The following is a 13211-nucleotide window of genomic DNA, read 5'->3' on the forward strand; positions in this document are numbered from 1 at the left end:
AGCGATCATGCGAATTCTCATCGTGGAAGACGACCAGGCCCTGGGGGAAGGCATCCAGATGGGCCTGCGCCAGGGCGGCTGGCAGGCCGACTGGGTGCAGGATGGCGAGGCTGCCGGCCATGCCCTGGCCAGCGAGCCCTTTGCCGCCCTGGTGCTCGATCTGGGGCTGCCCAAGGTGTCCGGCCTGGAGGTGCTGCGCCAGCTGCGGGCCCGGGGCGATGCCATGCCGGTGCTGATCCTCACCGCCCGGGATGCGCCGGATGACGTGGTGGCCGGCCTCGATGCCGGGGCCGACGACTACATGATCAAGCCCTTCAACCTGCAGGAACTGGGCGCCCGCCTGCGGGCCCTGACCCGCCGCCGCGGCGGTCGCGCCGTGCCGGAAATCGTCCATGGCAATCTGCGCCTGGACCCGGCCGGGCGGCGGGTGACCCTGGCGGGGCAGGCGGTGGAACTGTCGGCCCGGGAATTCGACCTGCTGCACGAACTGCTGGCCCAGGCCGGCCGGGTGCTGACCAAGGCCCAGATCGAATCCCATCTCTATGCCTGGGGCAGCGAGCTGGAATCCAATGCCATCGAAGTGCACATCCATCACCTGCGGCGCAAGCTGGGGGCCGACCTGATCCGCACCGTGCGCGGCGTCGGCTACCTGATTCCCGAAGCCGGCCGGAGCCCGGCGCCATGATGCGCACCTATTCCCTGCGCCTGCGCATTCTCTTCGGCATCCTCGCCGCCGTCGCCCTGGTGTGGAGCGTGGTCGGGGTCATCGCCTACCGGGAGGCCCGGCACGAGGCCGAAGAACTGCTCGATGCCCACCTGGCCCAATCGGCCACCCTGCTCTTCGCCTTTCTCGGCGACGAGGCCGACGACATCGGCGAGCGCCTGCCCCGGCATCGCTACGACAAGAAGGTGGCCTTCCAGGTGTGGGAGGGCGAGCGTCTGCTGACCCGCTCCCCCCGGGCGCCCGACAGCCGTCTGTCGCCGCGGGAGGAGGGCTTTTCCGATGTGCATATCGACGGCAAGGCGTGGCGCGTCTTCAGCGTGCGCGATGCCCGCCGCCACTACCTGATCCAGGTCGCCGATGCGGCCGAAAGCCGGGCGGAAATCAGCAACGAGGTGGCCAGCCATCTGCTGCAGACCATGGGCGTGGGCCTGCCGGTGCTGGGCCTGGTGCTCGGCATTTTCGTCCTGCTGGCCTTCCGCCCCCTGTCCCGTCTCGCCGATTCCATCGGCGCCCAGGCGCCCCAGCGGCTCCAGCCCATATCCCTGGCCGAGGCCCCGCGGGAAGTGGTGCCGATTCTGGAACGTCTCAACCGTTTGTTCGAACAGGTCCGGCGTGCCCAGGACGACGAGCGCCGTTTTACCGCCGATGCGGCCCACGAATTGCGCACGCCCCTGGCCGTTTTGCAGACCCATGCGGAAGTGGCCCAGGCCGCCGGCGACGACGCAACCCGGCAGCGGGCCCTGGCCCATCTGGTCAGCGGCAGTCGCCGGGCGGCGCGGCTGGTGGATCAGCTGCTGACCCTGGCGCGGCTGGACGCCCAGGCCGAATTGCCGGACCAGGAAGCCTGCCCCCTGCGCCGCCTGGCGGTGGAAACCGTGGCTTCCCTGGCCCCGACCGGCTTCGACAAGGGGGTGGAGCTGGAGGTGGAAGAGGGGCCGGAAATCAGCGTCACCGGTTCGCCCCTGCTGCTGCAGGTGCTGCTGCGCAACCTGCTGGACAACGCCATCCGCCATACGCCCGCCGGTGGCCGGGTGCTGGTCTGCTGCCAGGCGCAGGGGGACGGCGGCGCTGATGCCGTCCTGCATGTGCGCGACAGCGGCCCGGGCATTCCCGCGGAGCAGCGCCAGGAGGCCCTGGCCCGCTTCCGCCGGCTCGATCCGGGCGCCGGTGACGGCCACGGCCTGGGCCTTTCCATTGTCACGCGGATCGCCGAACTGCATGGCGCCCGCCTCAGCCTGGGAGCCGCCGCCGATCTGGGGGGACTGGACGTGGCGATTGCTTTCCCCGGTCATGCCCGGCAGCCGTCTCCTCCCCTGGGTGATTGACTAGCTGACTTGAACCAGTGCGTCATGCACACTGAGTGGTCCCATCCCATTCCCGCAAGGATGACTGTGAATACCTCGCCCATTGCTGCCTCCTACATCGATGTGGACCTGCGCCAGGTCATCTACGCCCTTTCCGACGCCCTCGACCTGGTGGGTATCGACGACGTGGCCCACGGCAAGCGGGTGGGCATCATGGCGGCGGCCTGCGCCCGGGTCATGGGGCTGGACCGGGGCGACACCACCTTTCTCTTCGACCTGGGGCTGCTGCACGACATCGGCGTTTCCTCCACCCGCACCCACAACCATCTGGTCAGCGAATTCGACTGGCAGATGTCCCAGGAACACTGCAACGTCGGCTGCGAGCTGCTGCGGGACTTCGGGCCCCTGGCCGCCATGGCCGAGCCGGTGCATTACCACCACACCCACTGGCAGGACCTGCAGGGGCGGGCCGACGTCTCCCGCCAGGTGGCCGAGCAGGCCAACCTGATTTTCCTGGTGGACCGGGTGGATGCCCTGACTGCGCCCTACTACAGCAGCGGCAACGTGCTCATGCAGGCGCCGGCCATCCGCCAGAAAATCCGCGACAGCGCCGGCACCTTCTTCGCCCCCGAACTGGTGGAAGCCTTTCTCCAGGCCTCCGCCGCCGAGGCCTTCTGGCTGCGCCTGGAGCCCCGGGGCATCCAGTCCGCCCTGGAGGACATGCTGGCCCAGGGCCAGCCCTGCCGCGCCTCCCTGGCCCAGCTGAAGCAGCTGGCCGGCATCTTCTCCCGCATCGTCGATGCCAAGAGCCCCTTCACTGCCGAGCATTCCCTCGGCGTCGCCCGTCTGGCCCGGCATCTGGCCGAGGCCATGGGGGTGCCCCAGGCCAACTGCGAGCGCCTGGAAATCGCCGGCCTGCTGCACGACCTGGGCAAGCTGCGGGTGCCCGACGAGGTGCTGGACAAGCCGGGCCAGCTCGACGAGCGGGAACGCAAGATGATCAACGCCCACAGCTTCGAGACCTACCAGATCCTGCACCGCATCCGGGGCTTTGAGGAAATCGCCGCCTGGGCCTCCTATCACCACGAGGAGCCGGACGGCAGCGGCTACCCCTTCCACCTGACCGTGGACGCCATGTCCCGGGAGGCCCGCATCCTGCGGGTGGCGGACATTTTCCAGGCCATGGCCCAGGACCGTCCCTACCGGGCCGGCCTCTCGGCCGATGCCGTGCTGCAGTTCCTCCAGGAACTGGCGCACCAGGGCCGCATCGATGCCGAGGTGGTGGCGGTGGCGGCCCGGGACATGGCGGCCGCCATGCGGGCGGCCCGGCCTGCCGCCGCCTGATGCCGTCGGAGAGCGGCTCCGGTGCTTGGCCCGAAGGGGCCGGGAATGCGACCATGACGCCATTGCGGCGTCGTTAGAAAAGGTGAATGACGATGGATGTGGTCTATCTGGTCTACGGCCTGGCCTTCCTCCTCATGGGCGTGGTCATCGTCGTCCGCTACGACCACCGCAGCCATCTGCAGCTGTCCCGCATCCTGTGGATGCTGGCAGCCTTCGGTTTCGTTCACGGCTTCCTCGAATGGACCGACCTGTGGCGCGAAGTGCGGGGCGACGTGCCCTGGCTGGCCGCGACGCGTCCCTTCTTGCTGCTGCTTTCCTACCTTTTCCTGTTCGAGTTCGGCCGAAACCTGGTGCTGGCCTCCCTCGCCCCATTGCCCTGGCAGGCCCGTGTACGCTGGCTCCTGGGGCCCTGGCTGTATTTCCCCATGCTGCTGGGCGTCGCTCTCGGCGCTGGCCTCAGCGCCGCGCCGCTCCTGGGCATGACCATCTGGTCCCGCTACCTGGGCGGCTTTCCCGCCAGCCTGCTGACCGGCATCGGCTTCTACCTCTACTGCCGGCAGGTCCTGCTGGAGACCATGCCGGCGGCGGAGCAGCGCTCCATCCGCCTGGCCAGCAATGTGGCGGCCGGGGCCTTCATCCTCCATGCCGTGCTGGGGGGCATCGTGGTGCCCCGGGCCGACTGGTTCCCACCGTCCCTCATCAACCAGCAGGCCTTCCTCGAACTGTTCCACGTCCCGGTGCAACTGCTGCGGGCGGCCTGCGCCGTGCTGGTGGCCCTGGCGGTGATGGGCCTGCTGAAGATATTCCAGCTGGAGAGCCTGCAGCGGCTGCAGGATGCCCTGGCGTCGGCGGAGCAGGCGAGCCGGGCCAAGTCCGAGTTCGTCGCCAACATGAGCCACGAGCTGCGCACCCCCATGAACGGCGTCCTCGGCATGGCCCAGGTGCTGCGGGAAACGCCCCTGGACGAGGAGCAGCGGGAATACGTGGAGGTCATCAACAGCAGCGGCGAATCCCTGCTGGCCATCATCAACGACATCCTGGACCTGTCGAAGATCGAAGCCGGCCGGCTCGACCTGGAGAGCCGGGACTTCGACCTGGGGCAGCAGCTGGCCCAGGTGATGGAACTGTTCGCGCCCCAGGTGCGGAGCAAGCGCCTGGAGATGCACCTGCATGTGGAGCCGGACGTGCCCCTCAAGCTGCGCGGCGATCCGGGGCGGTTGCGCCAGATCCTGGTCAATCTGGCGGCCAACGCGGTCAAGTTCACCGCCCGGGGCGAGATCACCCTCTCGGTGTGGCGGGAAGGGGAGAGCGGCGGCAACGTCATCCTGCGCTTCGCCGTCAGCGACACGGGCATCGGTATCCCGGCGGAAAAGATTCCCCAGCTGTTCGCCCCCTTCACCCAGGTGGACGGTTCCATCGCCCGCAAGTTCGGCGGCACCGGCCTGGGGCTTTCCATCAGCAAGCACCTGGTGGAAATGATGGGCGGCTGCATCGGCATCAACAGCCAGGCCGGCCAGGGCGCCACCTTCTGGTTCACCGTGGTGCTGGCCCGGGGCGAGGCCTAGGCCGGCACCGCCACCGTTTCAGCCGGCGTCCGGATAGAGCCCGCACAGGGTGCGTACGGCGGCCCGGATCGCTTCCGGCCGGGTGTTGCCGAAGCCCATCAGCAATCCCCGTGAGGCGCTGGCCCCGGGGCCGACCCGGTAGGCCGACAGGGGCGTGACGCCGATGCGGTGGGCGCGGGCGGCGGCGGCCAGGGCCAGGTCGTCCACCCGCCCGGGCAGATGGGCCAGCAGGTGCAGCCCGGTGGCGGCATGGGTGACGGAAAACCGCGCTTCCCCGGCTTCCCTGAGGGCCTCGAGCAGGGCGGCCCGCCGCTCCCCGTAAAGGGCCCGGGTGCGGCGGATGTGGGCGCCCAGGTGGCCGTTGCCGATGAATTCGGCCGCCGTGGCCTGGATCGAGGCGGGTACCCGGTGGTCGGTGCCGTTGCGCACCGTCTGCAGCACCTCCACCAGTTCGTCGGGCACCACCAGATAGCCCAGCCGCAGGCCCGGGGCCAGCAGCTTGCTCAGGGTGCCGATATAGATGACCCGGCCGTTGCGCGCATCCAGGGCCTTCAGCGCCGGGGTCGGCGCCCCTTCGTGGCGGAACTCGCTGTCGTAATCGTCTTCCAGGATGAAGGCGTTGGCTTCGTCGGCCCATTGCAGCAGGGCCAGGCGGCGCTCCAGGCTCATGGTGACGCCCAGGGGATACTGGTGGGAGGGCGAGACCAGGGCCAGCCGCGCCTCCGGCGCCCGCCGGCGGCCGTCCTCCACGTCCAGGCCCGCGTCATCCACCCGGATGCCCACCGCCGTCACGCCGGAGAGGACCAGGCTGCGGTAGGCAGCGTCGTAGCCGGGGTTTTCCACCCACACCGAATCCCCCGCATCGGTCAGGGCCAGGGCGGCGATGGCGATGGCCGCCTGGGCGCCGGGGGCGATGATGATGTTGTGCGGGCGGCAGACCACGCCCCGGGCGGCGCCCAGGTATTCGGCCAGGGCCACCCGCAGGGCCAGCAGCCCCTGGGGCTCGCCGTAGGACAGGTCGGGGGCCGGATGGCGGCGCCAGAAGCGGCCGTCGAGGCGGCCCCAGAGGGCGTAGGGAAAGGCATCCAGGGCCGGCAGGCCCGGCGTCAGGGGCCAGGCGGCCTGGGCCATGGACATGGAGTCGGGGCCGCGCAGGCAACGGGCGCGCTGGGAGCCCGGCGTGCTTGCGGGGGCTGCCGCCGGCGGCCGTGGGGCAGTGTTCCTGGCGGAAGCGGCAGACGCGATCGAAGCGCTGCCCCCAGGAGCCGGTGCCCGGGCCGGGCCGGCGGCGTGGGCTGCCACATAAGTCCCCGATCCCTGGCGCGCCTCGAGAAAGCCTTCGGCGATCAGTTGCTCGTAGGCGCCGGAGACGGTGATCCGGGACAGCTTCAGTTCCGCCGCCAGCACCCGGGAGGCGGGCAGGCGGATGCCGGCCTGCAGGGTGCCGTCCGCCACCCCCTGGCGGAAGAAGCGCACCAGCTGCTCGCGCATGGACAGCCGGCTGCCCGCTTTCGGGGTGAAGCGGTTCCAGATCGGATAGGCGGTGGCGCGGGTTCTCATGGGGAGTTTCTCAGCTTGGTGGGAAGCGCAGTTCGGTGCACGGGAATCGGGAAAAGCGGCGTCGGCAGCGGCTGGAGAAGCGCGGCAGGCGACATCCGGCACTGTCCGGGCAATGGCAAAGTGGTCTTATTTATTATCAAAAGTGGCAATTTATACAAGGCCATTTTGCCGCCACACTGGCGAGGCTGACAAGGCCAATCGACGCCCCAGGAGACCGCCCGTGAACACCCAATCCCTCAAGCCCGCCGACCTGCTGCATCCCACTGTGGCAGCCCTGATCTCGGTCATCGTCAATTACGGCGGCACCTTCATCCTGGTTTTCCAGGGTGCCAAGGCGGCCGGCCTGAGCCCGGAGCAGACCGCCTCCTGGATCTGGTCCATTTCCGTGGGCGTCGGCCTGACCGGCGCCTGGCTGAGCTACCGCTACCGGGAGCCCATCATCACCGCCTGGTCCACCCCCGGCGCCGCTTTCCTCATCGCCGTGCTGCCGACCACGCCCTATGCGGAAATGATCGGCGCCTACATGCTCTCCGCCATCGGCTTCATGGTGCTGGGCGTCTCCGGCTACTTCGAGCGGGTGGTGAGGATGATTCCCCCCGGCATCGCCGCCGGGCTGCTGGCAGGCATCCTGCTGCGCTTCGGCATCGGCGCCTTCGGCGGCGCCGGCATGGACCCGCTGCTGGTGGGGGTGCTGGTGCTGACCTATGCCCTGCTGCGCCGCTTCACCGCCCGCTACGCCATCGTCGGCGTGCTGGTGGCCGGCATCCTGCTGCTGCTCGGGCTCGGCCAGGCCAGCTTCGCCGGGGTCTCGCTGAAGCTGGCCCTGCCGGTGTTCACCACGCCGGCCTTCTCGGTAAACGCCCTGCTCAGCGTGGCCCTGCCTCTTTTCGTCATCACCCTCACCGGCCAGTACATGCCTGGCATGCTGGTGCTGCGCAACGACGGCTTCAAGACCAGCGCCAGCCCCATCCTGGCGGTGACCGGGCTGGGCTCCCTGCTGATGGCGCCCTTCGGTTCCCATGCCTTCAACGTCGCCGCCATCACCGCCGCCATCTGCACCGGCAGGGAATCCCACGAGGAGCCGGGCAAACGCTACATCGCCGGCCTGGCCTGCGGTGTGTTCTACACCCTGGTGGGCATTTTCGGCACCACCCTGGCGGCCCTCTTCGTGGTGCTGCCACCCACCTTCATCACCACCCTGGCCGGCCTGGCCCTGCTCGGCGCCATCGGCGGCAGCCTGGCCACGGCTCTGGTGGATCTGCGGGGCCGGGAAACGGCCCTGATCACCTTTCTCGCCACTGCCGCCAACGTCACCCTGTTCGGCTTGGGGGGCGCCTTCTGGGGCCTGCTCGCCGGCCTGGCGGCCCACGCCCTGATCCATGGCGACCTGCGCCTCCTGCGCGGCATGCCCCGCCTGGGCCAGTCCGCAGCCGGGGAGGGGCGCTAGGGCCGGGCCCGGGTGGATACCCGCAATGGGCGCCGGGTCTGTCGGCGCCTCGTCCATCAGCAACAGAGAAAGGCAACGAGAGATGAACAACCCAAACGATCTGCCCCGGCCGCCATACGACCAGGCCTCCGGAGCGCTGGGCCGTACCGACCCCGAAGCGGCCCGCTACGTGGCTGCCGAATATGCGCGGCAGCGGAATTCGATCGAGCTGATCGCCTCGGAGAACATCGTCAGCCCCGCCGTGTTGCAAATGCAGGGCTCGGTGCTCACCAACAAGTACGCGGAAGGCTACCCGGGCCGGCGCTATTACGGCGGCTGCGGCCCGGTGGACGGGATCGAAGCCCTGGCCATCGCCCGGGCCCGGAGCCTCTTCGGCTGCGCCTACGCCAACGTGCAGCCCCACTCCGGCAGCCAGGCCAACCAGGCCGTTTATCTGGCCCTGCTGCAACCCGGCGACACCATCCTCGGCCTGGGCCTGGCCGCCGGTGGCCACCTGACCCACGGGGCACCGATGAACCAGTCGGGCAAGTGGTTCCGCGGCGTCGCCTACGGCGTGCGGGCGGACGACCACCGCATCGACATGGCGGAGGTGGAACACCTGGCCTATGAACACCGGCCCAAGCTGATCATCGCCGGCGGTTCCGCCTATTCCCGCGTTCTCGATTTCGCCGAGTTCCGCCGCATCGCCGACTGGGTCGGGGCGCGGCTGTTGGTGGACATGGCCCATTTCGCCGGCCTCGTCGCCGGCGGCGCCCATCCGTCGCCCCTGCCTTACGCCGACGTGGTGACCTCCACCACCCACAAGACCCTGCGCGGGCCCCGGGGCGGCCTCATCCTGAGCAACGACGCGGCCCTCGGCAAGGCCATCGATTCCGCCGTTTTCCCCGGCCTGCAGGGTGGGCCCCTGATGCACGTGATCGGCGCCAAGGCGGTGGCCTTCGGCGAGGCCCTGCAACCGGAGTTCCGCAGCTATGCGGCCCGGGTGGTGGAAAATGCCCAGGCCCTGGCCCAGACCCTGGCGGCCGGCGGCCTGCGCATCGTCTCCGGCGGCACCGACACCCATCTGGCGGTGGCCGACCTGCGGCCCCTGAATCTGACCGGCAATGTGGCGGAGAAGGCCCTGGAGCGGGTCGGCATCACCCTCAACAAGAACGCCATTCCCCACGATCCGCAAAAGCCCATGGTCACTTCCGGCATCCGCGTCGGCAGCCCGGCCGGCACCAGCCGGGGCTTTCGCACCGCCGAGTTCCGCCTGATCGGCGGTCTCATCGTGCATCTGCTCGAAACCCTGGCCGCTAATCCGGAAGCGCCGGACCCGGCGGTCGCCGCTGCGGTCCGGGCCCAGGTGGCGGAACTGTGCCGCCGCTTTCCCTTGCCTTACTGAGGCTGACTCACGTACCCGGGCCTTCCTGCCGTGACGGTGAGCTGGCCTGGCACCTAGGCGCAGCCTTCGCAGAAGGCGTAGGGCCGTTCGCCGTCGCCCTGCAATTGCAGGCGCCCGTCCTGGCGCAGCAGCATGCCCTGGCGCACCATGGTGCTGACCGAGCGGGAGAGGTGGCCGGCGCTGCAACCGATGCGCCGGGCCAGCAGGTGCATGGGCAGGGTGGCTTTGCCGCTGGGCTTCTGTCCGCTCCGGATGCCGTTTTCGCCGCAGCGCAGATAGCACAGCAGACGGTTGTTGGTGGGCATGGAGCGGCCGTGTTCCCGCTCCCGTTCCAGGGCCCAGATGTGGTTGGCGATGCTGCTGGTGAGAGCCTTGCGGAAGAGGGGCAGCTGGGCGATCAGCTGATCCACGATGTCCAGGGGAATCTGCAGCACTTCGGAATAGGTGACGGCGCGGATGCCGTAATCCTGCCGGGCGGCCTCGCCCTCGGCGGCGGGGCCGGCGGCCAGGGCCTCGGTGCCGAACAGTTCCGATTCGGCCAGCAGGCGCAGGGAGCGTTCCCGGCCTTCCGCATCCGTCACCGCCAGTTCCAGACGGCCGTGGCGGACCACAAACAGACTTTGCCTGCGGTTGTGGCAGGACTGCCACAGGGTGCCCGGGGCCCAGCGTTCCCAGCTGACCCGATGGGCGATCTTGGAGTCCTGCAGCACTTCCTGCAGGACTTCCATGAGCGTTGGCGAGGCGATGCTCTCACCTGTCGTGATTTCCATGTCCAACCCCCGTTGATGTCGTCTTGGTTTTTTTTGTGCAACGGGCGAAAGATGGCGTCTGGCAAGCGATGGCGCGGGGGTGGCGTGGGGAGCGGATTTTCTCCTTGCAATCCAGTACCTTGGAAAGTCGAAAACTTGATGTGAATCAAGTTTCACAAATTCATGCCGGCAGGATGCCGCCGCAGTGCCGTGAGCCGACTGCCGGCATGGCGGACTGAGATTGCCGCCGGCAAAAAAAAACCGGGCGCCGGGCCCGGTTTTTGGTAGCGCGCGAAGCGCCTTATTTTTCCACGAAGGCCCGCTCGATGACGTAGTCGCCGGGGGTGCCGATGTGGGGGGAAACCTGGAAGCCGAGGCGGTCCAGCATGGCGCTGGTGTCGGCCAGCATGGCCGGGCTGCCGCAGAGCATGGCCCGGTCGGTTTCAGGGTTGAGCTGAGGCAGGCCGATCTGGGCGCACAGCTTGCCGCTTTCCAGCAGCTCGGTGAGGCGGCCCTGGTTGCGGAAGGGTTCCCGGGTCACGGTGGGGTAGTAGATCAGCTTTTCCCGTACCAGCTCGCCGAAGAACTCATTGTTGGGCAGCTCGTTCTCGATGAAGTCGGAATAGGCCAGTTCACTCACCGTGCGCACGCCGTGGATCAGCACGATCTTGTCGAACTGCTCGTAGGCCTCCGGGTCCCGGATCACGCTCATGAAGGGGGCCAGGCCGGTGCCGGTGCCCAGCAGGTAGAGGTGCTTGCCGGGCTTCAGGTCGTCCAGCACCAGGGTGCCGGTGGGCTTGCGGCTGACCAGCATCTTGTCGCCCGGGTTGAGGTGCTGCAGGCGGGAGGTGAGGGGGCCGTCCGGCACCTTGATGCTGAAGAATTCCAGATGGTCCTCGTAGTGGGCGCTGGCGATGCTGTAGGCGCGCATCAGGGGGCGGCCCTCCACTTCCAGGCCGATCATGACGAACTGGCCGGTGCGAAAGCGCAGGCCCGGGTCCCGGGTGGTCTTGAAGCTGAACAGGCTGTCGTTCCAGTGATGCACGCTGGTGACTTCTTCGTGGATGAACGAGGACATGGCAGGACTTTCGCGGATCGTGGGGACAAAGGTGACGGGAAGTTGGAACGGATTCTAGGGGCCGGGTTCATATAGATGAATCGAATTAAATTTATATAATCCGTCAGACAAATTGATAAGCAAGGCCCCTCGCCATGAAATTCACCCTGCGCCAGTTGGAATCCTTCGTCGCCGTGGCCCGCCAGGAGAGCGTCTCCCGGGCGGCGGAGAGCCTGTCCCTGTCCCAGTCGGCGGTGAGCATGAGCCTCAACGAGCTGGAAAAGCAGTTCGATACCCGCCTCTTCGACCGCCACGGCAAGCGCCTGCAGCTCAACGAACTGGGGCGCCAGCTGCTGCCCCGGGTGCAGGCCCTGCTGGACCAGGGGCGGGACGTGGAGGCCCTGCTGCAGGGCGAGGGTGAGGGCGGCCCCCTGCGCCTGGGGGCGACCCTGACCATCGGCAACTACCTGGCGCCCCTGCTGCTGGGGGAGTTCATGGGCGGGCGGCCGGAGGAATCCCGGGGCCGGGTCCATCTGGAGGTGCACAACACCGCCACGGTGATCCGCCAGGTGGCCAATTTCGAGCTGGATTTCGGCCTCATCGAAGGCGTCTGCCAGCACCCGGATCTGGAAGTGTCGCCCTGGATCGAGGACGAACTGGCGGTCTTCGCCGCTCCGGACCATTCCCTGGCGGGCAGGCAGGACGCCACGCTCGAAGACCTCCTGGCCGAACCCTGGATTCTGCGGGAGCCCGGCTCGGGTACCCGCCAGACTCTTGAAGGGGCGCTGGGGTCACGGCTGCCCCGGCTGAAAGTGGCGCTGGAACTGGAACACACGGAGGCCATCAAGCGGGCCGTGGAAGCGGGCCTGGGCATCGGCTGCATTTCCCGCCTGGCCCTGAAGGAGGCCTTCCGCCGCGGCAGCCTGGCGGAGCTGCCGGCCCCCGGGCTCAACCTGCGGCGCCAGTTCCACTTCATCATCCACCGCCAGAAATTCCGCACCCGGGGCATCCAGCATTTCCTCGACCTCTGCCGCCGGGCCGTGGACGGCATCCAGCGCAGCGACCAGATCGTGCTGCGCCGGGCCGACGGCTCGGTCATCGACTACCGCTAGGGCAGGGCGGCGCGGCCCCGGGCGGAGCAGCGGCGGGGCTTGGCGCAAGACGGGGTGTGAAGCAAGGCAGGGAAGGGCGCCGGCATTTGCCGGCGCGGCAAAGCGAATTGCCCGAGGGGCAGCCGGCAGGAACGGCTAACGGTAGTGGATGGCCAGCCAGACGGTGGTCTGGTCCTGGGCGGTCCAATGTACCCGGTGGCGGCGGTGGGGGGCGATGTGCAGCCAGTCGCCGGGGGCCAGGCGGCGCGGCTCGGCCTCGTCCTCGAACTGCAGTTCGGCGGCGCCGCTGAGCAGGGCCACCCATTCGCCGTCCTCCTGGTCGTACCAGAAACCGGGCGGGCTGGACTGACCGGTGGAAACGATGCGCTCGAGGCGAAAGGCGCCACCCGCCAGCAGCGCGTCGAAGCGCTCTCCGTCGAAGGGGCCGTCGGGAACGGCCAGCAGATTGCCCCAGGGGGCGGGTGCGTCCATGGCGCCTGTGCTTTCTGCCCCTTGGCTGCCCCCGGCCTGGAGTGGCCGGCCGGGGCGGGTCGGGGCGGAGGGGCTGGGAAGCCCCTTAGCCGTCGATGCGGACCACGTCTTCCGGTTCGAATTCGTCGGGGATGGTGCCGTCGCCGATGCCGGTGACCATGGCGGCGGTGGTGTCGGTCAGCTTGACGAAGTATTCGGCGCTGATGGGGTCGAAAAACTTCTGGCCGATCTCGATCTTGTCGAAGGTGCTGCGGCGCTGCGTGCCTTGGGTGCTCATGGTGTGCCTATGGATTTGCAGGTGGGGAAAGCGCCGGCGGGCGCCCCGATTGGTTTCTGGCCCCGGATTCTCTCACAACGGCGCCATCTTTGCCGCTGCCGGACCGCCGTCGCCGTCTTCATTCTAGGCGAGGCGGCAGCGTCGTTTAAGGACGATTTTCCGCCCCGGCCCGGGCAGCGGGCCATGGCTGCGGCAGGTTCTAGCTTCATGCCGATGG

Annotated in this window: 12 protein-coding genes; 7 read left to right on the top strand and 5 right to left on the bottom strand. The window is 68.7% G+C overall.

The window, feature by feature from the left end:
• Positions 1–7 precede the first annotated feature (7 nt).
• The 4 genes from EV678_RS02190 to EV678_RS02205 all read left to right on the top strand — a co-directional run bounded on the left by EV678_RS02190 (position 8) and on the right by EV678_RS02205 (position 4937).
• On the top strand, positions 8–685 hold the full coding sequence (locus tag EV678_RS02190) for a response regulator transcription factor (RefSeq protein ID WP_014237305.1): 678 nt from the start codon (positions 8–10) through the stop codon (positions 683–685).
• Positions 682–2049: an ATP-binding protein gene (locus EV678_RS02195; protein ID WP_130458353.1), complete on the top strand. Its 1368-nt coding sequence runs from the start codon at positions 682–684 to the stop codon at positions 2047–2049. Before EV678_RS02190 ends, EV678_RS02195 begins: the two co-directional genes overlap by 4 nt.
• Positions 2050–2073: 24 nt before the next feature.
• Complete coding sequence (locus EV678_RS02200; protein ID WP_235832391.1) at positions 2074–3372, top strand: HD-GYP domain-containing protein; 1299 nt, start codon at positions 2074–2076, stop codon at positions 3370–3372.
• 86 nt (positions 3373–3458) lie between these two features.
• A complete protein-coding gene (locus EV678_RS02205) occupies positions 3459–4937 on the top strand; it encodes a hybrid sensor histidine kinase/response regulator (protein ID WP_130458354.1) in 1479 nt (492 codons plus the stop codon).
• Positions 4938–4955: 18 nt separating this feature from the next.
• Here EV678_RS02205 and pdxR read toward each other — a convergent pair whose 3' ends face one another.
• The gene (pdxR, locus tag EV678_RS02210) at positions 4956–6497 is read right to left on the bottom strand and encodes a MocR-like pyridoxine biosynthesis transcription factor PdxR (protein WP_130458355.1); all 1542 of its coding nucleotides are present in this window, start codon (positions 6495–6497) and stop codon (positions 4956–4958) included.
• 220 nt (positions 6498–6717) lie between these two features.
• Between pdxR and EV678_RS02215 the strand changes: the two genes are divergently transcribed.
• Entirely contained in the window at positions 6718–7944 is a 1227-nt protein-coding gene (locus EV678_RS02215) for a benzoate/H(+) symporter BenE family transporter (protein WP_130458356.1), read from the top strand.
• Positions 7945–8026: 82 nt separating this feature from the next.
• Entirely contained in the window at positions 8027–9328 is a 1302-nt protein-coding gene (glyA, locus tag EV678_RS02220; protein ID WP_130458357.1) for a serine hydroxymethyltransferase, read from the top strand.
• Between the two features lie 53 nt (positions 9329–9381).
• Here the strand turns inward: glyA and EV678_RS02225 are convergent, their stop codons facing one another.
• Positions 9382–10098 carry a Crp/Fnr family transcriptional regulator gene (locus EV678_RS02225; protein WP_130458358.1) on the bottom strand — a complete coding sequence of 239 codons (717 nt, stop codon included), beginning with the start codon at positions 10096–10098 and terminating at the stop codon, positions 9382–9384.
• Positions 10099–10378: 280 nt separating this feature from the next.
• Entirely contained in the window at positions 10379–11155 is a 777-nt protein-coding gene (locus tag EV678_RS02230) for a ferredoxin--NADP reductase (RefSeq protein ID WP_130458359.1), read from the bottom strand.
• Positions 11156–11289: 134 nt separating this feature from the next.
• Between EV678_RS02230 and EV678_RS02235 the strand changes: the two genes are divergently transcribed.
• Positions 11290–12246, top strand: coding sequence for a LysR family transcriptional regulator (locus tag EV678_RS02235; RefSeq protein ID WP_130458360.1), 957 nt, complete (start codon positions 11290–11292; stop codon positions 12244–12246).
• A gap of 135 nt (positions 12247–12381) precedes the next feature.
• On the opposite strand, the gene EV678_RS02240 is transcribed toward EV678_RS02235, so the two are convergent.
• Both EV678_RS02240 and EV678_RS02245 read right to left on the bottom strand, forming a co-directional pair.
• Positions 12382–12717: a cupin domain-containing protein gene (locus EV678_RS02240; RefSeq protein ID WP_130458361.1), complete on the bottom strand. Its 336-nt coding sequence runs from the start codon at positions 12715–12717 to the stop codon at positions 12382–12384.
• Between the two features lie 85 nt (positions 12718–12802).
• The gene (locus EV678_RS02245; RefSeq protein WP_014237316.1) at positions 12803–12994 is read right to left on the bottom strand and encodes a hypothetical protein; all 192 of its coding nucleotides are present in this window, start codon (positions 12992–12994) and stop codon (positions 12803–12805) included.
• Positions 12995–13211 lie beyond the last annotated feature (217 nt).

This window comes from Azospira oryzae (assembly GCF_004217225.1).
GTDB classification, from domain to species: domain Bacteria; phylum Pseudomonadota; class Gammaproteobacteria; order Burkholderiales; family Rhodocyclaceae; genus Azospira; species Azospira oryzae.